Source organism: Pontibacter anaerobius (assembly GCF_026241195.1).
Lineage (GTDB): Bacteria > Bacteroidota > Bacteroidia > Cytophagales > Hymenobacteraceae > Pontibacter > Pontibacter anaerobius.
The window spans coordinates 110303-130894 of record NZ_JAPFQO010000013.1; the positions used below are offsets into that span (position 1 = coordinate 110303).

Consider the following 20592-nt stretch of genomic DNA (forward strand, 5'->3'; position numbering starts at 1 on the left):
TAATTAGCCATACGTAGCCATGTTAGTGACCATCGAACAAACCCGAACCTACACACCGCTGGAGAATTTCCTGGATAGCCTTGCCGATAAAGAACTTACCTGCTATGCCTCCGATTTGCTGCAGCAGCACGGTTGCGAAAGTATGGTTGAGCTAAGCCAGGCCATTAAGCGGGCGACAGAAGTATGCACCAGCATGCACCTGCCCCTGCGGGAGAACTTTAAGCCGGTATACCGCTCCCGAAACGGGGAAGTGGTGCAGGATTGGCGCCTCTCGCCGATGGCCTACATGCTGATGGTGCTGAACGCCGATGCCAGGAATGACCTGGTGGCCCGCACCCAGTTAGAAATGGTGCGGCGTTTCCTCAGGCAATAAGTTCGGGGAGTGGCTGAGGCAAGGCCTCCTGTTTGGTCAGTACATCCGTCCATTCAAATTTCTGGCACAGGCGCAGCGTGTTCTGCGGTACCTGTGCCTTCATACTTACCAGCTCGCCTGTAAAGGGATGTGTAAAACGTAGCTCGGCGGCATGCAGCAGCAGGTATGGGCTGTCCAGCTCCTCCAGGAACATCTTGTTATGCCGCCAGTCGCCATGGCGCTTATCCCCGATAATATAATGCCGTATGTGCGCAAAATGCTTGCGTATCTGGTGCATCCGGCCGGTTTCGGGCTTTATTTTTACCAGGCTGTAGCGGGAGGTCTGGTAGCGGCCGACCGCAATTGGAAGCTCTATGGTAGCCAGGCGCTGGTAATGTGTTACGGCATCCTGCGGCTCCTTGTGCTTATGGTCTTTATCCGGGCGGATAGGGTTATCAATGGTGTCGGCCTCGGGTGTATAGCCGCGCACAATGGCGAAGTACGTTTTGTCCGGCTCGCGGGCCTCAAAAGCCTGCACCACCGGTGCCACAGCCTCGGCAGACTTTGCGAAGAGCAGTACACCTGAGGTGCCTCGGTCCAGGCGATGGCTCGGGTACAGACGGTAACCAAGTTGGTCGCGCAGCATTTGCAGGGCAAATTCTTTCTTCTCTTCGGCTATGCGCGTGCGGTGCACCAGCAAACCATTTGGCTTGTTAATGGCCACATAATGCGCATCTTCATAAATAATCTCTAACACAGGTACTCAATTTTTTACAAAGATAGGCAAACCATACGTTACGAGCAGGTGCAACTGCTGCTTTAGAAGATCAACATATAGTACGTAGCGGGTGCTGGTGCTAAGAGCATTATTTCGGGGCAGGCAAGGTTTTATGCCCGGGTGAGGCGTATATTTGTCCCGTATCCCGTAAGTAGAAGCAGTAAACCATGGCCATTTCAATCGATAATCTCCGTAAAGGCAAGAAGTACAGACTTACAAACTATGGGGAAACTTTTGAGTTTCAGGTGGTGGATATGCCGGAGGAGGAAGTTTATCGGGTGAAGGACCTGCTGACGCTGGAGTTTTACTTTCTCAACGACCTCATAAAGTATGGCAAAGGCAAGGATTTTGACCTGGACGAGCTGTAGCATCAGCTGCGGCTAACACTACCTTTCTTTTCCCAGTGGCTTTTGAGGATGATGTTCCCCTGCGGCTGCCGCACAATACGGCGCACGTAACGCTCCCCGGCAATACTTCCGTCTTCGATGCGCCTTCCGATAAAGAGAGTCACGGGCTCACCAAGTTCATTGGTAATGTAGGTAATGTCTTTGCCGCCGTACTTCTGGTCATAGCGCTGTCTGGATTCATACACCTTCTCTAAAAGTTGCTCTAGTTTCGGGTTGATCGCCATATAGTATCTTTGTTCTTAGTTTTGAGGGCTTAGGGGTTGCAGCAGCCACCTCCGGGCGTCGTCCAGTTTGTAAAACACCTTAAATTCCAGCTGGCTGTGATCCATCGTTTCTATGTACTCATACATTTTATACGACACGATCTCATGGAATACATCCTGCGGAACTACCCGGGCATAACGTTCCAGCTTTAGGTGCTCTATTATTTCAGCACCGTAAGCCGCAACCCAGCTCTGCAAGGCCATCGCCAGGTTAATCCCTACCGAGTTGTCCGACAGAAAATAACGCAGTTCATTCTGAAGCGCAGTCTCCAGCCCTGTTTTATATACTTCTTTAAACTCTTCATCGGTAGTTTGCCGGAGCCACGTAATATGCAGCAGGCTTTCGTGGTGGTTAACGGCTATGGTTGCAAAATCTTTCTTTAACACATACATACACGCTTATAATATGATGGAGGTGGCAAAGCCAAAGTATATTTACGATAGGCTGAAAAATGTGGTGGAGACTATATGAAAGCCGCTGCATTTTCGTTTCCAGATTATACTTCAAGAAAAGGCTGTAAGGTATAAACGCAGCAGCCGGCATGCCGTATATTTACTACGAAAAGGAGGAAAGGTTATGCAAGCACAGGAGCCACATTTTTTTGTTTACATATTCGGCGATCAGCCCCGCGAAAATGTAGAAATAGGCGTAGCAGGAAACCTGCAACAGCTGTCTCATTCTAAAAATACCCCCGCTCCTGATGTGAGCCCCGGCCAGCCCGCGAAGCTGGTGTACTACGAGCACTACAAGGTGCAGGATGAGGCCCTGACAAGGGAGCAGCAGCTGAAAGGGGAGAGCCGTGACGCGACAATTCACCTCATAGAGTCGATGAACCCAAACTGGCTGGACCTGAGCGATACCCTGGACGACTGATTTTGTCCCGAAATTTTCTTTCCCTGATACACAATGTTGTAACAGCGACAGGCATCGCTTCTGATGTGAAGCCTTGGGCTGCCGTTGGGCATTGGCTGCAATAATTTGTACCTTTACAGCTGCACCATTCAGGAGCGTTCTTACTACTTTCTCAACTCCCACATAGATCAAGCATCCTTTTGAGAAAAAAGATCATAAGCCTTAGCGAGAATATACGGCTGCAGTTGTTTGTAGTGCTGGTGGGAGTGTTGCTGTTGGCTGCTAAATTCCTGGCTTTTATACTTACCAACTCCAACGCCATACTTACCGATGCCCTGGAGTCGATCATAAATGTGGTGGCGGGCGCTTTCTCGCTCTACAGCCTGGTGCTTTCGGCACGTCCCCGCGACGAGAACCACCCCTATGGCCACGGCAAAATAGAGTTTGTGGCCGCCACGCTGGAGGGCGCGCTCATACTTGTGGCCGGCGGAGCGATCATCGTTAAATCCATACTTAACCTCATAAAGCCGATACCGCTGCACCAGCTCGATGTGGGAATTATCCTGATAGCCGCCTCGGGTGTGGTGAACTACCTGGTGGGCTATGTAACGGAGCGAAAAGGGCTACAGAATAACTCGCTCGTGCTGGCTGCCGGGGGCAAACACCTTAAGACGGATGCCTACTCTACGGCTGGTATACTAATCGGCCTGCTGCTGATTTACCTCACCGGCATGGTGTGGCTGGATAGTGTGGTGGCCATAATTTTCGGGTTGATGATTGGGTTCACCGGGTACCGCATTCTGCGTTCCTCTATTGCCGGCATCATGGATGAAGCGGACTATGAGCTGTTGGAGCGTATCGTGCAGGTTCTGAACCAGAACCGGCGCGAAAACTGGATCGATATTCACAACCTGCGCGTGATAAAGTATGGGTCTACCCTTCACATCGACTGTCACCTGACGCTGCCCTGGTACCTGAACGTGCAGGAGGCTCACGACGAGGTAGAGGCCGTTGCCGATGTGGTGCGTGATGAGATTGACCCCAGCATCGAGATGTTCATCCATACTGACCCCTGCATATTGCCCTCCTGTGCCGTTTGCACCAAAGGTGATTGTGAGGTGCGCCGCCAGCCTTTCCAGGAGCGGATAGAGTGGGATTTTGAAAAAGTAATTGCGGACCGTAAGCACGGAACATACTAAAGTGAATATGGGAAAGTATAGAATTGCGGTTGTAGGTATAGGTGGCGTTGGCGGTTATTACGGCGGAAAACTGGCGCAGCGTTTTGCTGCTGATGACAAGTATGAGGTGATCTTTGTAGCTCGTGGCGATCATAAAAATAGGATTGAAAAGGAGGGGCTCTTACTGGAACAGGGGGAGGAGTCGGAGCCGATTCATCCAACAACCGTCACGGATGATCCCGCCACTATTGGTCTAACGGATCTTATACTTTTCTGCGTGAAGAGTTACAGCCTGGCGCAGGTGGCGGAGCAGTTTGCCCAAAGTATAAAGCCAGACACCGTGCTGCTACCGCTGCTGAACGGCGTGGAAAGTATAGAGTATCTGCAGCAGCGCTTCCGGGATGCTCAGGTATTATGGGGTTGCGTGTACATCATCTCCAGTATTAAGGCCCCTGGGGTGGTGCAGGTCCAAGGCAAGTATAACCGCCTGGTGTGGGGCAACTCAAAGCTGCCACCGCAGACGTTAGAAAGTATAAACCGGCTTTTCGATGAGGCCGGTATTAACCATGAGCAGTATGGGCAGGAGGTAGAGACGAAAGTATGGGAGAAGTTTTCCTTCATCTCACCGGTGGCCAGCCTTACCTCACTTACCCACCAAAGTATGGGCAGCATAATGGGGCAGGAGGCGCTGAAGGTGCAGTTACAGGAACTTATGCAGGAACTGGTGCTGGTGGCGAAAACCAAGGGTATAAACCTGCCGGAGGAGATGGTGGAGCGCAACCTGGCGGTGGTGGTGAAGCTTCCGCAGGAGGCCACATCTTCCATGGAACGCGATTTTGCCAGTGGCCACAGAACAGAGCTGGAAAACCTGACAGGTTATATCGTGCGGGAAGCAGAGAAGCATGGCATAGCCGTACCCAAGTATGAGCAAGTATACCGTGAGCTCAAAAAGCAGCTTTAGGGCTTACAAAAGTATAAACCGTTTACCCGGTAGCGCTTTTATCATTCCTTTAAATTCGAGCCCTAAAAGTACCGAGGCTAAGAGGCTTACCGGTACCTGAGACTTCCAGCTTAAGTTATCCATGTGCTCCTCGCGGCTCTGTTGCAGCACCTGCAGTACCTTCATTTCGTCCTCATTAAACTCTGCAGGGTCAAAAGCAGGAGCGGAGGCTTTCTTTTTTTGAGCGGCTTCGTCCTCCAGATCCCAGTTCAGCAACTCCACCAGGTCCTGCACCGAGGTATAGGCTACGGCTTTCAGAGATTTGATCAGGTGATTGGTGCCTTCCGACACCGGTGAGTTGATGTTTCCCGGTACGGCCATTACCTCCTTGTCGTAGCTGTGGGCGATGTCGGCGGTGATAAGGGTGCCGCTTTTCATGGCGGCTTCTACTACAATCGTGCAGTCGCTCATGCCGGCAATAATGCGGTTACGGGCCGGAAAACGCGGGGCATCGGGCTTCGTGCCGAAGGGGTTCTCGGTAAGCAGGCCACCTTGTAGCAGCATGCGCTCAGCATACTTGCGGTGTACGGCCGGGTAAACAATATCCGGACCGCTGGCCATCACGCCAATGGTAGGCAAGCCAGCCTGCAGGGCCGCCCGGTGCGCCACTACATCCACGCCATAGGCCAGCCCGCTCACGATCATCACATTAAAAGGCTTCAGGTCTTCAATGATTCGTTCCGTAACGGTTTGGCCATACGTGGTTATCTGCCTAGTGCCTACCATGCTGACGATACGGCGCTGGTTGAGGTCAGCATTCCCCCTGAAGTATAAAAGTGTCGGGGCATCCGGAATCTGCTTCAGCCGGTTCGGGAATTTGGGCGAAGTATAAAACAGCAGCTGCACCTCCAACTCATCGGCACGTTTTACCCACTCCTCGGCCTGCACTAAGGTGCTTCGGGAGTTTTCTCTTATGTTCTGTATCAGCTTCGGGCCAACGCCCGGGATCTTTAGCAGCTTCCCCGGAGGCGCCTCAAAAACAGCTTTAGGTGAGCCGCAGTAACTTACCAGAAGGCGCGTGAGTTGCGCGCCCACGCCGGGCATGCGGGTGATGGCAACTTCGTAGATATTCTGTTCTTCTACCATAGGTAAAGAACTACGCAGCTTTTAGGCTTTAGTGTTCAATTGGTCTTTGATGCCCTGCAAAAATGCCTTCACCTTCTCCAAAGATTCCACAATTTCCATTTTGTCCTTGGCCTGCACCGGCTTGTTTTTCATCACCTCGCGGGCGCCCTGTATCGTATAGCCGCGCTCCTTCACCAGGTGGTACACTGTGCGCAGTGTCTCTATGTCTTTTTGAGTATACTGGCGGTTGCCTTTCTTGTTTTTTTTGGGCTTGAGTTGCTCAAATTCCGTTTCCCAAAAGCGGATAAGCGAAGGGGCTACGTCGAACATGGCGGCTACCTCGCCGATGGTATAATACTGCTTCTCTATCTCTTTTTCCTTGTATGGCATAATCCTGTATGGTTTATCGGGCAAAGCGGGCGTAATTTTTGTGCAATAGTTCCTGATTACAGCTAAATATACTACTTTTGCCAGTAATGTGCTTGTTGAAAGGCGATTTTAAAGAGGCCTTACCGTTTGGCAAAAATTAGATATTTTTCGCTCTTAAACAACAAGTATAGCACTTAGTATCTAAAGGCTTAACACTCATACATGAACTCAGCTGAAATTAGACAAAAGTTCCTGGATTTCTTCGCTTCCAAACAGCACCAGGTTGTGCCCTCTGCGCCCATCGTGGTGAAGGATGACCCTACTCTGATGTTTATCAACTCGGGCATGGCGCCTTTCAAAGATTACTTTCTGGGCAACAAACCCGCACCCTATAAGCGTGTGGCCGATACGCAGAAGTGCCTCCGTGTGAGTGGCAAGCACAACGACTTGGAAGAGGTGGGCTACGATACCTACCACCACACCATGTTCGAGATGCTGGGTAACTGGTCGTTTGGCGATTACTTCAAGAAAGAAGCGCTGGAGTGGTCATGGGAGTTGCTGACGGAAGTATACAAACTATCGAAGGACAGGTTGTATGTGTCGGTGTTTGAGGGTGACAAGTCGGAGAACCTGCCAATGGACCAGGAAGCCTATAACATCTGGAAAACGATGATTGCAGAAGACCGGATCCTGATGGGCAATAAAAAGGATAACTTCTGGGAGATGGGCGACACCGGTCCGTGCGGTCCCTGCTCTGAGATACACATAGACCTTCGTACTGATGAGGAGCGTGCGCAGGTGGACGGAAAAACACTGGTGAACGCAGACCACCCGCAGGTGGTGGAGATCTGGAACAACGTGTTCATGGAGTTCAACCGCCTGGCTGATGGCACACTGGTAAAACTGCCTGCGCAGCACGTAGATACAGGTATGGGCTTCGAGCGTTTATGTATGGCCATCCAGGGAAAACGCTCTAACTATGATACCGACGTTTTCCAGCCGCTGATCCAGTTCATTGCCAAAGAGGCAGGCTTGAAGTATGGCGAGGACGAGAAAACGGACGTTGCCATCCGCGTCATCGCCGACCACATTCGCGCTATTTCTTTTACCATTGCCGACGGGCAGCTGCCATCCAATAATAAGGCCGGTTATGTGATCCGTCGTATTCTGCGCCGTGCAGTACGCTACGGGTTTACTTTCCTGGATTTCAAGAAGCCTTTCCTGTACAAACTGACGGAGGTTTTGGCGGAGCAGACGTCGCATGTGTTCCCGGAGTTGAAACAGCAGTTGGGTTTTGTGCAGCGCGTGATCGAGGAAGAGGAGAATGCGTTCCTGCGTACACTGGAGAACGGTCTGAAGCGGCTGGATGCGCTGGAGGATACCTTCAAGCAGAATAATAATACCATCGATGGCAAAACCGCTTTCGAACTATACGATACCTTCGGCTTTCCGCTGGACCTGACCGCTTTGATTGCCCGAGAGAAAGGGTTAAAAGTAGATGAAGCAGGTTTTGGCAAGGAGATGGAGCAGCAGAAGAACCGCTCCCGCAACGCCTCTGCCACCGAGCAGTCTGACTGGGTTATACTCCAGCCGGACGTGGTGAATGAGTTCATCGGGTACGATTGCGACATAACTGACGCTCATATTGTGCGTTATCGCCAGGTAAAAGCCAAGAACAAGAGCGAGTATCATATTGTGCTTGATAAAACACCTTTCTATGCTGAGAGCGGCGGACAGGTGGGTGATGTTGGTTACCTTGTTGCGGATGCCGAGCGCGTAGAGGTGCTGGACACCAAGAAAGAGAACGATCTTATACTTCATATTACCACCAAACTGCCACAGAACCTGGAGGCCGGCTTTAAGGCGGAAATTGATGCGGAGCGCCGCAGCATGATCCGTAAGAACCACTCGGCTACGCACTTACTGCACGCTGCTTTACGAAAAGTGTTAGGCGACCATGTGCAGCAGCGCGGCTCTCTGGTGAACGAGAAGATCCTCCGTTTCGATTTCTCGCACTTTGCCAAGGTGGAAGATGCCGAACTTCGCCAGATTGAGCATATCGTGAACGAGCGGGTGCGCCAGGCCATACCTTTGGATGAGCGTCGTAACGTGCCGATTGATGAAGCTAAAGAAATGGGAGCAACGGCCTTGTTCGGTGAGAAGTATGGCGACTTTGTACGCGTTATCACCTTTGGCAGCGATTATTCTGTGGAGCTTTGCGGCGGCACGCACGTGCACAACACGGGCAACATTGGTTACTTCAAGATCATTTCCGAAAGCTCTGTAGCTGCCGGCGTGCGTCGTATTGAGGCTATAACAGCCACTGCCGCTGAAGAGTACATGCAGCAGCAACTGAATGAACTAAATGCGGTGCGCGAGGTGCTGAACACCCAGAGCAACGTATCTGGGCCTGTACAGAAGATGCAGGATGACCTGAAGGCCATGCAGAAGCAGTTGGAATCTTTCGAGCTGAAGCAACTGAGCAGCCTGAAAGACACGCTGGCGCAGAAAGCACTCCAATTGGATGGCATCAACCTGATTACCGAGCGCGTGGACCTGAGCTCTGCCGATTACCTGAAGAAGCTGGCTTTCGACATGCGCCAGGTGGTAGATAACCTCGTGCTTGTACTTGCCGCTGAGATTGATGGCAAACCCCAGATTGCGGTGATGCTGTCGGATAACCTGGTGCAGGACAAGAGCCTGAATGCTAGCCAAATGGTGCGCGAACTGGCCAAGGAGATTAAAGGCGGTGGCGGCGGCCAGCCGTTCTATGCCACGGCTGGCGGTAAAGATGTAAATGGCTTAGATGCCGTTCCTGCCAAAGCGGTTGACTTGGTGAAAACATTAATTAATAATCAATAATGATTAATTAATAATAAGGTATGGTTAGTGGGTTCGGTGATCCTATCACTCATTAATCATTTCTCATTACTCATTAAACAAATGGATAAAGCGATAAGAGATAAATATCAAGCCATTATTGGTTTAGAGGTGCACGCACAGTTGCTGACTAACAGCAAAGCTTACTCGTCAGACTCAACAGAGTATGGCATGCTACCGAACACTAACCTGAGCGAGATAACACTGGGCCACCCGGGTACTTTGCCGCGCGTGAATAAGCGCGTGGTCGAGATGGCCGTTAAAATGGGTTTGGCCACTAACTGCCAGATCACGAAGTATAACGTGTATGCCCGTAAAAATTATTTTTATCCTGACCTTCCGAAAGGTTACCAGATCACACAGGACAAAACCCCGATCTGTACCCACGGCCATCTCTTGATTAAAGACGCAGCCGGTGAGGAGAAAAAAATTGGCATCACGCGCATCCACATGGAGGAAGACGCCGGTAAATCCATGCACTTACCGGGCGAGGTAGAAACGCTGGTAGACTTTAACCGTGCAGGCGTGCCGCTGATCGAGATCGTATCGGAACCGGATATCCGCGATTCCGAGGAAGCCTATAACTACCTGATCGAGATCAAGCGCCTGGTGCGTTACCTAGATATCTGCGACGGCAACATGGAGGAAGGCTCGCTTCGTTGCGATGCCAACATCTCGGTGATGCTGAAGGACTCGCCGCTTTGGGGAACCAAGGTGGAGGTGAAGAACATGAACTCCTTCCGCAACGTGCAGCGCGCCATTGAGCACGAGATAGAGCGCCAGATCATGGTGCTAGAGAATGGGGGTAAGGTAGACGGTGAGACACGTAACTTCGATGCCAACATGGGCTCTACCACGGCCATGCGCTCCAAAGAGACGCTGAACGATTACCGCTACTTCCCGGAGCCGGACCTTCCACCGCTTGTTATTGAGCAAGAGTGGCTGAACGACGTGAAGGCAGCCATGCCAAGCCTGCCGCAGGAGCTGTACAAGCGCTTTGTAAATGAATTTGGCCTGCCAGAGTACGATGCTGCCGTACTGACCGACGCCAAAGAGATCGCTTTATACTTTGAGCAGCTGTTACAGCACACCAAAAACTACAAGGCTGCCTCTAACTGGGTAATGGGCCCTGTAAAGTCATACCTGAACGAGCTGCAGCTGCACATCAAGGACTTCCCGCTGAAGCCGGAACAAATCGCGCAGCTGATCGCTTTAGTAGATGAAAATAAGGTAAGTCACTCGGTAGCGGCTAAGAAGGTATTCCCGTACATGCTGGAGCATCCGGAGTATAGTGCACAGCGCGTGGCCGAGGAGCAGAACCTGCTGCAGGAATCCAATTCTGACGAACTGGCACAGATTGTGCAGCAAGTGCTGTCCGAGAATCCTGCCAAAGTGGAGGAATACAAAGCCGGCAAACAGTCGCTGATTGGTATGTTTATGGGCGAGATCATGAAAAAGACAAAGGGAAAGGCCGACCCTAAAGTGACAAACCAATTGCTTAGAGAGAAACTAAACGCATAAATCGCTAACTATGAAGTTAAAAAACATGTTGGTGGTAGCTTCGGCTGCTGCCATACTTGCAAGCTGCCAGGGAAACAAGTCAGCCACCAACGGAGAAGACAACTATACCATCCAGGGCAAGCTGAGCAACGCCACACCCGGACAGATTTACCTTTTTGAATTGGGTAAGCAAAGCTTTGAGCCAAGAGATACTGCTGAGTTGAGCAACGAGGGTACCTTTACGTTCTCCGGAAAGATTGAGGAGCCAACTTTCTATCGTATCGGCCTGGACCAGCAGAACGGTATGATGCTGGTTGTGGAAGAAGGTAAAATAGAAGTGGAAGCCGATGCAAAGGATATGAACGGGACGGCAAAGGTGGAAGGTTCGGAAGAGTCTAAACTGTTTCTGGAACTGAATAAGCTGGTAAATGATACCCGACAGCAACAGGTTGAGTTGGAGCAAGCTTTTGCAAAGGCGATGCAGGAAGGAAATCAGGCTGAAGGGGAGCGCCTCCGTGGTGAATACTTCAAGCTGCAGGACCAGATCAAGGATTTTATTGCACAGCACCCAAAGTCTGTTGTGTCTGCTTTTGGTACGGCCAGCCTGGTTGACCCGGTTAATGATTTTGCTTTTGCCGATAGTATGGCTTCGCTGTACAACCAGCACATCCCGAACTCAAAGTATACGGCTATGGTGAACGAGCGCCTGCAGCCGCACCGCAGCACAGCTATTGGCCAGGCTGCCCCTGAAATCACGCTTCCTACACCGGATGGGGGAATAAAGTCGCTTTCGTCGCTTCGCGGGAAGTATGTACTGATCGATTTCTGGGCTAGCTGGTGCGGGCCATGCCGTAAAGAGAATCCAAATGTGGTGAAGATGTACAACAGGCTGAAAGACCAGGGCAAAGGCTTTGAAATATTCGGTGTGTCGCTGGACCAGTCGGAGGAGAAGTGGCTTGCTGCCATTGAGAAGGACAAGCTTACCTGGCCACAGGTTTCTGACCTGAAAGGATGGGAAAGCAGCGCGGCGCAGCTTTATAACGTAACGGCTATTCCGCAAACAGTGCTGCTTGATCCGGAGGGAAAAATTGTTGCCAAAGGATTGAGAGGAGAGGAGTTAGAGCAAAAGCTGGAATCACTTCTGAAAGAGTAGTTAAAAATTAAAGTATAAAAACAGCGCGGCCTTCCATACTTTGGAAGGCCGCGCTGTTTTTATACTTTACCTGATGATCTCAAAAGTTTAGCAAATCAATCTTTATACTTTAAAGGTCTTCTGCAAGGCTCCCCAAAGCGATTTTTTGTGCTCCACGTTGTGCTCCAGCATACTCAGTGCGTGTGAGAAAACAACTGGCACGCTGCCCACGGTCACCGGGTTGTAAAGCGTGAACTTCTCGTGTGGCAATGCTGTCTCGATACGGCTGGCAAAGCTGATGATGTAGTTTACCTGCAGTTCCTTCTGCAGTTCCTCAAACAAAGCCAGCTCTCCGGAAACATTGTTCACGTAAGCAACATCTTCAGGCTTAAGACCAATAGCGGACAGAATCTTCTGCAGGAACTGTAGCTGCGGTAGCTTCCCGAACTCGGCATCCGGTATGGTAACCAGTACCACCACGCCTTTCTGGTTCTGACCGATGATTTTGTACTTCTGATCCATCGGTTCAGGCGCTGGCTTCGGAATCTTTGGAAGCTCATGCACGGCCTGTTTAGGTGCCTGCGGCGCTACCGTTGGTTCAGGTGCAGCTACCGTTGCCGGTGAAGTTGCATCTACTTCAGCGGGTGCAGGTTCAGCAGGTACAGGCGCAGCTATATCACCCTCTACTAAATAAACAGTTTCGGTGATGAAGGTTCTAAGGAACTCATTGCTGATATCTGCCTGTAATCCTGCCATGTATACTTAAACTTGCGTATCGTCTTTAATATCGAAGATAGAGCGTAACTCGTTCGCCTCGCTCGGTTTCATGCGTCCGGCCAGTACCAGGCGCAGCTGTCGCCGACGCAAGGCTCCGTCATACAGTTTCACCTCATCCTCCGTCTCCGGGATCGCCTCCGGCACATCGATCGGGTTACCCAGTTGGTCTACGGCCACAAACGTGAAGAACGCCTGGTTAGACATTACCTTTTTACCGCTCGGGATATCCTCGGCGTACACTACAATGTGCACCTCCATAGAAGAGTTAAAGGCACGGGTCACCTTGGCCTCCAGCGTTACCACGTTGCCCAGTTTTATACTTTCAGCAAAGGAAACATTGTCTACGGAAGCCGTTACCACGATGCGGTTAGAGTGTTTTTGCGCCGCAATAGCCGACACAATGTCCATCCAGTGCATCATTTTGCCACCCATCAGGTTGTGCAGGGTGTTGGTGTCGTTTGGCAACACCAGCTCCGTCATGATAACGTATGAATCAGATACTTTTTTTTGTTTACGCATTCCAGATCGTTGTAAGTTGAGGCAAAGATACGGCACCAGCTCCAAAGGATAAAATCTACTTCTCGCTTTAGCCACATGTAATATACTCAACAGGCGATAAAACAGGTGCAGAAAATGAAAGGCTCCTGCAGTTCGGTGCAGGTGCCATACTATCAAGCTTCAAAGCACAGGCAGCTAAGCACCGCCGCTCCAACCGGACTTACCCAGCAACGGCACAAACTTAAAATTGCTGAATTCCTCTTTCGTAAACTCGTTATCTGCCACACGGGTAATGCGCAGCATTTTCTGTGTTTTCTCATCTCCCACGGGGATCACCAAAGTGCCACCTATGTTTAACTGGCGCAGCAGCTCCTTCGGCACTACAGGCGCACCGGCCGTTACAATTATTTTATCATAGGGCGCATGGGCGGGTAAACCCATGGAGCCATCGCCGTGGAACGTATGAGGTTTTAGGCCATGCTTGCGGAAAAACAGGCGGGCTTTATCGTAAAGCGGTTTGTTGTACTCAATGGTATAGACGTGCTGCGTTAGTTGCAGGAGCACCGTGCATTGGTAGCCGGATCCGGTTCCGATCTCCAGCACCTTATCTGTTGGCTTGAGCTGCAGTAGTTCCGTTTGGAAAGCTACCGTGTAAGGCTGTGAAATCGTTTGGCCTTCGCCGATCGGAAAAGCCTTATCCTGATAAGCCTGCTCCAGAAAAGCTTTGTCGAAGAAGTAATGACGCGGTACAGATTCGATGGCTGCCAGCACACTTTTATCGCGGATACCTTTATCGTGTAGCTGTTTTACCAAAGCCCGGCGCATGCCTTTGTGTCTGTACGAGTCTGTTTGCATGGATTTCTACTGTAATGTTTTACTAAGCTGTACTACCTGTGTTAGAGGCAGGTTTGCGAAAATAAGCATCTAAGGCCAATAATTCCTGCTAAAAACCCTTTTTTGCGCGTTTTATTTTGGCTTTATACCAGCCAAATAAGGAATCGTGCTAAATTTGAATAAACTTTTCACCAGCTGCAGGATTTATACTTGCAGGTACTGGTTATACTTTAAAAGCATATCAAAGCACACGACATGTTCACAGGAATTATTGAGGCCCTGGGCCACGTAACAGATATACAGCAGGAAAACACGAACAAGCATTTCACCCTCACGTCTCCTTTTACCCATGACCTGAAGATTGACCAGAGCGTGGCGCATAACGGCGTTTGTCTGACGGTGGTGAGCATAGAGGGCGACCAGTATACGGTAACGGCCATTGACGAAACGCTGCGGAAAACGAACCTTAACAGCTTAAAAGTGGGCGATCCGGTGAACCTGGAGCGCTGCATGCTGGCCAACGGTCGTTTTGACGGGCACGTGGTGCAGGGCCACGTGGATCAGACCGCTGTGTGCGAGGAGGTGAAAGACGAGAACGGGAGCTGGGTTTTTACTTTCCGCTATGATGCCGGCAAAGGCAATGTAACCGTGGAGAAAGGATCTATCTGCGTGAACGGCATCAGCCTGACGGTGGTAAACTCACGTGAGGATCGTTTTTCTGTGGCCATTATACCCTATACGTACGAGCACACCAACCTGCATACTGTTACCCCCGGCGACACCGTGAACCTGGAGTTTGACATTATAGGCAAGTATGTGGCAAGGCTGCTAGGCAAATAATTAGCTATAGTCCGGATGGCTTAACCAGAGCTGAGGCAGCTGCGTTATACTTAAGTACAACAAAAGCAGTTAAGCTATGCCAACAGAGCAGTACCACGAACCAGCTAACGAATTATCACAGGAAACGCGCACCTTTGCCCGCATGATCACCTCCGTAATTGAGGAAGCGGAGGCCATTAACTGGTATGAGCAGCGCATTTCTGTGGAGAAGGACGAGGAAGCGAAAGCCATTATGCAGAATGCGCAGGAGGAGGAGTTCAAGCATTTCGGCATGGACCTGGAGTTTCTTCTTCGCAAAAAGCCGAAGTGGCGCGAAATGATGAAGATCATACTTCTGTCGGAGGGCGACATTGTTGAAAGAGGAGAGGAGGCGGAGGACTAACGACGCCCCCTTTTTAATTCTTTAGAACTTCCGCTCCTGGTTGGCCATACTTTGGTCTACACTCAGCTTGCCGGCACCACCTACTACCAGGGCCCAGGCCATACCTATTATCAGGAGGTGATACTCATAACCTTCTCCTGCCTGATTGCCGCCCCAGTTCATGAAGAATCCATTTGGCAGGTGCACGGTTAGTACAATGCCGACAAAGAGCGCAAGTATGGTCAGGCCCCAGAATCGGACCCAAAAACCAAGTATAAGGCAAATGGCGCCGATGAACTCCACAACGATCACCAGCCAGCCCAACCAACCCGGCAGACCAGAGACCTGCTGAAAGGCATCCATGAAGCCGGCCGGGCCGTGGCCACCAAACCAGCCAAAGAGTTTTTGAGCCCCATGCGGCCAGATTACAAGTCCCAGAAAAACCCGAACAATGGTCAGGCTCCAGGTATCATGCGTAAACAGAATTCTGTCTTTAAAAGCCATATCCTATACTTTGGTTTACAATCCATACAGCTTACGGAATTTATACTATATGGATAAGTATAGAGGCAGTCTAGCTAGCGTAAGCGGTTAAATTTGGGCAGGCTCAGGTTGTAGCGCACAGCAATCAGGCGGATGATGATGATCAAAACGACTGAAGCGATGAAGTTCACGTTTCGCGCTACCTCGAGGTACTCAAGGCCCAGGTAAAAGGCGGCTCCCACCAAGCAGGCGCTGGCGTAAATCTCCTGTCGGAACAGAACCGGCACCTCGTTGGTGAGCATATCCCGGATCACGCCACCCATGACCGCTGAGAACATACCCATAATGGCCGCGATTTCAGGACTGGCTCCCAGGCTCAGCGCTTTTTCCATTCCCACGATGGTAAAAATGGAAATACCCAGCGTGTCGAACAGCAGGAAAGTGCGGCGCAGCTGTAAGAGCCATTTATAGAACAGGCCGCTGCAGATAATGGCGGCAATAATGGTATAGAGCACGGTCGTGTCCTGTATCCAGACCAGCGGGTAGCTGCCCAGCATAATATCGCGGAGGCTACCGCCGCCGATGGCCGTTACGAAGCCCGTGAAACCGGCCCCGAACCAGTCCTGCTCCTTGTCTTTCTCGCTCACGGCCAGTGCCCCGGACATGGCGAAAACCACGGTTCCGATCAATTCTAAAGTATACTGTATGCTCACGTGTACCTGTTCTAAAGCGGCAAGATAAAGCCCTTCTGCTTCAGAAGAAAATTTGGTTTGAGGATAAGGGGATTAATGAAAGGGTTGGGCTGGCAAAACTTCCCGCCACCGCTCACTTTCTGCAAAATCCTTTATAGTAAGGTTCCGCTGCTGCAGGAGTTTGGTCATGTAGCGTTTCAGGAAAAGAAAATCTGCGCAATTTCCCAGCAAGCCCAAGGGGGAGATGTACGTGAATCGGTCATGCATGATGGTTCGCTCTTGGTGCTCCTCAAAAAGGTGCTCATGTCGGAAATCTTTAAAAGCGCCTTTCACCATCTCATCAGCAAAAAAGTATGGGCGATCATAGGCTGTGATTTCACTCGTCAATGTTTGCCACAAACCGAAGTGCCGTGCCCTCCAGGTTACCTGCACACCAAAGCCTATAAGCCCGCTTGTAACTCCGGCTATTGCCGTCTCTCCAGTATGAGCGGTGGAGATCGTATGCAGATCGATGCTCCTGCTCAGGTCAAAGCAGCGATGGACGGGTGCAGCAATGGAGGTGGTGAGAAGAATCTCAGGCATAATGCCAAGTTAAGAAAAATGCAGAATCTGTGTAACCTTATTGAAGAAGAAGGCCAAAGCATGTTCTAAACTCAGCTTTAGTGCTTTTATATTGAGATGGCTACATCAACCCAAACTTCAGCCCGACAAAGAAAGTACGGGGCCTTGCCGGGCCGTACACGTAATTGCTGTCGCGGTATGCGCCGGTGTCAAAGTCCTGTTGATATTCATTGAGGATGTTCTGCACGCCCGCGCTTAGCTGCAAATCCTGGTTTATACTTTTAATGGTGAACCGGTACGATAGCTTCAGGTTATTCTCTACAAAGGCTGGGGAAGTATAAAGTACGTCTTCTACCACACCCGGGGCTCCTGCAAAATGTGGCACCAGCATCGGTCCCGTCAGCACACCTGATAACGACGCGTTGAAGCGGCTTTGCGGCAGCAGGGTGAATACGTAGTAGCCATAAGTGTCAGGCGTGCGCAGATAACGCCGTGTTCCCTCTATTTCGGATGACCAGGCAACCGGTGCATCATAACGGGACCTCTGCAGGGTAATGCCTGTTTCCAGCTGAAACCGCTGGTCAAAGTTAAGGCGTCCTTCCAGAGTTATTCCCTTCACGGTGGAGTTACTGCCATTTTTACGAAGCAACTGCTGGTTGCCCTTTTCATCCATACCGATCTCTTCCAGCACAAAAGCATCCTGCAGTCGGGTATAAAAGGTGTCCATCGTGAATCCGAAGATCATGTGCTCGCTGGGTTTGTTAAAATCGAGGGAGGCGTTGAAGGCGTTGGACGTTTCCTGCTCCAGCGCAGGGTCGATCTGTACGAGAGAGATACCTCCACCCGCAAAGGCTATGTGCAGGTCGGTCTCAAATGCCTGGGGTGCCCTGAAGCCCCGGGCGTAAGAGGCACGCAACTGGGTGGTGCTGCCAAATTTATAAAGGGCGCTGACACGCGGCGTCAGGATCAGCCTGTCTACCATGTTGTGGCGGTTGGCGCGCATGCCGGAAAGTAGGGTGAGGGCAGGCGTGATCTCCCAATCGCTTTGCAGAAAAATTCCCGTCAGGTTATTCTCCTGGTCTATCAGGTACTGGTAAGCCTCAATCTCATCAAAGGTATAGTCGTATTGGTGCTCGGCGCCGGCAGTGAAGGTGTTGCTGCCGCCCAGAAATTCGGGAGAGGTGTAGTTGAACTGAAACCCGCCCTGCAAAGTATGATTCTTTGTCTGGCCCCACCCATCCGATTGGTCTATACCGGTATAATGGGTGCGTTTGGTGTTTTGCGCCGAGGTATAGACACTGAAGCTCGATCGGTCATCTTCCAGTCGGTGATCCCAGTTAAATCCCCCCACCAAAATGTTGTGCAACCGGTACTCCGCCTGGTCAGCCCGGTCTGCTGGCCCGTCCAGTTTGTTACCGCCTTTGCGCTCCTCGTAAATGCTCCAGCCATTCACGTCTACCCTATCCTTGTCGGTTGGTTTGAAGAAAGCGTTAAAGCCGAAGGAGTTGTTTTTTAGTTGCGTCAGTTCGGAGAACCCGTCGCCGTTGGCATCATAGGCCTCTTTGTCGCGGTGCGACGCGAAAAAGGAAATTCCCGCGTTTTGTGCCTCGTTTACTGTGTTGACGTTGGCGTTGAGGAAATGGTCCCAGGCTTGTCCATCTATTACCGAGGAATTGGTGGAGAGGGTATAGGTACTTTCTTTCGGCTCTTTGGTAATGATGTTGACGGTGCCGGCAATGGCGCTGGACCCATAGAGCACAGAGCCGCCACCCCGCACTACCTCTACGCGTTCTACCATATTGGCCGGAATCTGCTCCAGGCCATACAGGCTCATGAGCGATGTGAAGATAGGGCGGCTGTTCACCAGTATCTGGGAATAGGATCCTCCCAGGCCGTTCATCCGCAGTTGTGTGTAGTTACAGGTCTGGCAGTCGGTTTCCATTCGAAGGCCCGGCTGAAAACAGAGTCCCTCGCTCAACGTGTTTGACTGTGTAAAGTTGAAGGTGCGGGAGTCAAGTACGTTTACAGCTACGGGACTCTCCAGGCGCCTGCGTTCGGTACGTGTGCCGGTTACCACTACTTCATTCAGGGTGGCGTTTGCCTCTTCCATGGTGAAATTGAGCGTAAGGGTAGAGTCAGCCACCAGTTGAACCAAATGCTTTTCGGGTTTAAAGCCGATGGCTGTGGCCATGACCTCAAACGTGCCGGCGGGGAGTTGCTTTAAAACAAACTCTCCAGCCTCATTGGTAGACGTGCCCCATTGGGTTCCTTTGAGTATGACTGTGGCATAGGGTAAAGGCTTTGCACCAGAAGTAACCCGCCCCTTAATTGTACCTGTTTGTGCGGAAGCACTGATCGCCAGTAAGCCTATGAACAGTAGTAATATGTATCGCATAGTTTTAGATTAGAATCTCATAGTAGTTAGAAACGCAAAACTAGTGATTTAGATTTGCCTAAAACTCAATTTTGAAGTGTTTTATTTATTTAGCTCTAATTCAGTCCTCCCTAAAGAGGATCGAAATCCTATGAAAAAGCAAAGTCCTCTGGGCCGAAACCGAGAGGACTTTACGAAAAGAGAAAGCAAGTTTGTGTTAAAGTATAGAAGGAGCTTTTGTTAGGCAATGTAATGTTTGCGAATTAGTTCTGCTACTTTCTGCATGCCGGTGCTGGCTTTTTCTTCGTAGCGGTGCAGGTTGGGCCGAATACGTATGTTTGGCAGGTTAGGGTCTACAACAAAAACCGGAACATCCGGAGAGACATAATCTACAAGCCCGGCGGCCGGGTATACGACCAGTGAGGTGCCCACCACCAGGAATATGTCTGCCTGCAGGGTTTCCTCAATAGCTTTTTCCATCATGGGCACGGGCTCCCCGAACCATACAATGTTAGGGCGAAGCTGAGAGCCACGCTCGCACTTATCACCTTTATTCAGCTCCCAGCCTTCTATGGTATAGACAAGCGAGGGGTCGAGGGTGCTGCGGCTTTCGAATAACTTGCCGTGGAGGTGAATCACGTTGGTGGAGCCGGCCCGCTCATGCAAATCATCTACATTCTGTGTGATGATGCGCACGTCAAACTCTTGCTCCAGGGCCGCAAGTTGTTCGTGTGCGGCGTTGGGTTTTACGCTGTGGGCGTTCTTGCGGCGCTGGTTGTAAAAGTCAAGCACCAGTTCCTGGTTTTTTCGCCAGCCCTCCGGCGAGGCCACCTCCATCACATCATGCCCTTCCCAAAGGCCATCGGCATCGCGGAACGTGGCAATTCCACTTTCGGCGCTTATACCTGCACCGGTCAGCACTACCAGTTTCTTTTTCATGGCAATGTGTTTATATTTTGCAGTGATTTATACTTTGCTTATAAGCTTTTAATCAGCTAAAGTTACACGCAGGATTTTGCGGCGCCACTATATTTATACTTTCCTGAAGCAATAATTCTAATATGGGCTTTAAATAAGCCGAAGAGGGTATCAGGTTACTACCGGTAGTATAAAGTGCAGAAATGTTGCTATTATTGAATTTAGCTGGTACTGATTTGATACCTATAGAAAAGATGTATATTAGTGATGTGCTATGATTAAATTAGGAAGTAGTTGATTTAAACAAAAAGCAGCTTTAACTAATTTGAACAAGCTCCGCATATAGGGCAGATAAACGTCATAGTGACGTATATCCAGAAGTTGGCCGTGATTGGGATTATTTTCAGGTTTTAAAGTGGCGTGTCTTTCAGGCTTTTTTAGGGCTGGGCGGCATCAAAGGCCACTAAAGCGGGGCAA

23 protein-coding genes are annotated in these 20592 nt (G+C 50.6%); 11 read left to right on the top strand and 12 right to left on the bottom strand.

What is annotated here, in order from left to right:
* Nucleotides 1–19: 19 nt before the first annotated feature.
* Complete coding sequence (locus OO017_RS18155) at nt 20–373, top strand: hypothetical protein (RefSeq protein ID WP_266054120.1); 354 nt, start codon at nt 20–22, stop codon at nt 371–373.
* Here OO017_RS18155 and OO017_RS18160 read toward each other — a convergent pair.
* Complete coding sequence (locus tag OO017_RS18160; protein WP_266054121.1) at nt 363–1109, bottom strand: pseudouridine synthase; 747 nt, start codon at nt 1107–1109, stop codon at nt 363–365. The two genes, OO017_RS18155 and OO017_RS18160, sit on opposite strands and share 11 nt — an antisense overlap.
* Nucleotides 1110–1297: 188 nt before the next feature.
* On the opposite strand from OO017_RS18160, the gene OO017_RS18165 reads away from it, so the two are divergent.
* A complete protein-coding gene (locus OO017_RS18165; RefSeq protein WP_266054122.1) occupies nt 1298–1498 on the top strand; it encodes a sortase family protein in 201 nt (66 codons plus the stop codon).
* Nucleotides 1499–1500: 2 nt separating this feature from the next.
* On the opposite strand, the gene OO017_RS18170 is transcribed toward OO017_RS18165, so the two are convergent.
* Together OO017_RS18170 and OO017_RS18175 are read right to left on the bottom strand one after the other, a co-directional pair.
* Complete coding sequence (locus OO017_RS18170; protein ID WP_266054123.1) at nt 1501–1761, bottom strand: hypothetical protein; 261 nt, start codon at nt 1759–1761, stop codon at nt 1501–1503.
* Nucleotides 1762–1776: 15 nt separating this feature from the next.
* Complete coding sequence (locus tag OO017_RS18175) at nt 1777–2187, bottom strand: STAS/SEC14 domain-containing protein (protein WP_266054124.1); 411 nt, start codon at nt 2185–2187, stop codon at nt 1777–1779.
* A 190-nt stretch (nt 2188–2377) separates the two neighbouring features.
* On the opposite strand from OO017_RS18175, the gene OO017_RS18180 reads away from it, so the two are divergent.
* The 3 genes from OO017_RS18180 (at nt 2378) to OO017_RS18190 (ending at nt 4792) form a co-directional block, all read left to right on the top strand.
* Entirely contained in the window at nt 2378–2674 is a 297-nt protein-coding gene (locus OO017_RS18180; RefSeq protein ID WP_266054125.1) for a GIY-YIG nuclease family protein, read from the top strand.
* A gap of 179 nt (nt 2675–2853) precedes the next feature.
* Complete coding sequence (locus tag OO017_RS18185; RefSeq protein ID WP_266054126.1) at nt 2854–3852, top strand: cation diffusion facilitator family transporter; 999 nt, start codon at nt 2854–2856, stop codon at nt 3850–3852.
* 7 nt (nt 3853–3859) lie between these two features.
* Entirely contained in the window at nt 3860–4792 is a 933-nt protein-coding gene (locus OO017_RS18190) for a ketopantoate reductase family protein (protein ID WP_266054127.1), read from the top strand.
* A gap of 3 nt (nt 4793–4795) precedes the next feature.
* Here the strand turns inward: OO017_RS18190 and dprA are convergent, their stop codons facing one another.
* Nucleotides 4796–5917, bottom strand: a complete 1122-nt coding sequence (gene dprA / locus OO017_RS18195; protein ID WP_266054128.1) for a DNA-processing protein DprA — start codon at nt 5915–5917, stop codon at nt 4796–4798.
* A gap of 21 nt (nt 5918–5938) precedes the next feature.
* Nucleotides 5939–6286, bottom strand: coding sequence for a MerR family transcriptional regulator (locus tag OO017_RS18200; protein WP_266054129.1), 348 nt, complete (start codon nt 6284–6286; stop codon nt 5939–5941).
* Nucleotides 6287–6487: 201 nt separating this feature from the next.
* Between OO017_RS18200 and alaS the strand changes: the two genes are divergently transcribed.
* The 3 genes from alaS to OO017_RS18215 all read left to right on the top strand — a co-directional run bounded on the left by alaS (nt 6488) and on the right by OO017_RS18215 (nt 11798).
* Complete coding sequence (gene alaS, locus OO017_RS18205) at nt 6488–9127, top strand: alanine--tRNA ligase (RefSeq protein ID WP_266054130.1); 2640 nt, start codon at nt 6488–6490, stop codon at nt 9125–9127.
* Between the two features lie 81 nt (nt 9128–9208).
* A complete protein-coding gene (gene gatB, locus OO017_RS18210) occupies nt 9209–10666 on the top strand; it encodes an Asp-tRNA(Asn)/Glu-tRNA(Gln) amidotransferase subunit GatB (protein WP_266054131.1) in 1458 nt (485 codons plus the stop codon).
* 10 nt (nt 10667–10676) lie between these two features.
* Nucleotides 10677–11798: a TlpA disulfide reductase family protein gene (locus OO017_RS18215; protein ID WP_266054132.1), complete on the top strand. Its 1122-nt coding sequence runs from the start codon at nt 10677–10679 to the stop codon at nt 11796–11798.
* 102 nt (nt 11799–11900) lie between these two features.
* Here OO017_RS18215 and OO017_RS18220 read toward each other — a convergent pair whose 3' ends face one another.
* The 3 genes from OO017_RS18220 to OO017_RS18230 all read right to left on the bottom strand — a co-directional run bounded on the left by OO017_RS18220 (nt 11901) and on the right by OO017_RS18230 (nt 13907).
* Nucleotides 11901–12533 carry a hypothetical protein gene (locus OO017_RS18220; protein WP_266054133.1) on the bottom strand — a complete coding sequence of 211 codons (633 nt, stop codon included), beginning with the start codon at nt 12531–12533 and terminating at the stop codon, nt 11901–11903.
* A gap of 6 nt (nt 12534–12539) precedes the next feature.
* A complete protein-coding gene (locus OO017_RS18225; protein WP_266054134.1) occupies nt 12540–13073 on the bottom strand; it encodes an acyl-CoA thioesterase in 534 nt (177 codons plus the stop codon).
* A gap of 174 nt (nt 13074–13247) precedes the next feature.
* Nucleotides 13248–13907, bottom strand: a complete 660-nt coding sequence (locus OO017_RS18230; protein WP_266054135.1) for a protein-L-isoaspartate(D-aspartate) O-methyltransferase — start codon at nt 13905–13907, stop codon at nt 13248–13250.
* Nucleotides 13908–14141: 234 nt separating this feature from the next.
* Between OO017_RS18230 and OO017_RS18235 the strand changes: the two genes are divergently transcribed.
* The gene (locus OO017_RS18235; RefSeq protein ID WP_266054136.1) at nt 14142–14726 is read left to right on the top strand and encodes a riboflavin synthase; all 585 of its coding nucleotides are present in this window, start codon (nt 14142–14144) and stop codon (nt 14724–14726) included.
* Between the two features lie 76 nt (nt 14727–14802).
* A complete protein-coding gene (locus OO017_RS18240; RefSeq protein WP_266054137.1) occupies nt 14803–15108 on the top strand; it encodes a ferritin family protein in 306 nt (101 codons plus the stop codon).
* A 21-nt stretch (nt 15109–15129) separates the two neighbouring features.
* Here the strand turns inward: OO017_RS18240 and OO017_RS18245 are convergent, their stop codons facing one another.
* Both OO017_RS18245 and OO017_RS18250 read right to left on the bottom strand, forming a co-directional pair.
* A complete protein-coding gene (locus OO017_RS18245; protein ID WP_266054138.1) occupies nt 15130–15591 on the bottom strand; it encodes a DoxX family protein in 462 nt (153 codons plus the stop codon).
* 74 nt (nt 15592–15665) lie between these two features.
* Nucleotides 15666–16283 carry a trimeric intracellular cation channel family protein gene (locus OO017_RS18250; RefSeq protein ID WP_266054139.1) on the bottom strand — a complete coding sequence of 206 codons (618 nt, stop codon included), beginning with the start codon at nt 16281–16283 and terminating at the stop codon, nt 15666–15668.
* 75 nt (nt 16284–16358) lie between these two features.
* Here OO017_RS18250 and OO017_RS18255 point away from each other — a divergent pair, with 75 nt between their 5' ends.
* Entirely contained in the window at nt 16359–16913 is a 555-nt protein-coding gene (locus tag OO017_RS18255; RefSeq protein WP_266054140.1) for a hypothetical protein, read from the top strand.
* Nucleotides 16914–16944: 31 nt separating this feature from the next.
* On the opposite strand, the gene OO017_RS18260 is transcribed toward OO017_RS18255, so the two are convergent.
* The gene (locus OO017_RS18260) at nt 16945–19218 is read right to left on the bottom strand and encodes a TonB-dependent receptor (protein ID WP_266054141.1); all 2274 of its coding nucleotides are present in this window, start codon (nt 19216–19218) and stop codon (nt 16945–16947) included.
* Between the two features lie 219 nt (nt 19219–19437).
* The gene (locus OO017_RS18265; RefSeq protein WP_266054142.1) at nt 19438–20136 is read right to left on the bottom strand and encodes an SIR2 family NAD-dependent protein deacylase; all 699 of its coding nucleotides are present in this window, start codon (nt 20134–20136) and stop codon (nt 19438–19440) included.
* Nucleotides 20137–20592: the final 456 nt, after the last annotated feature.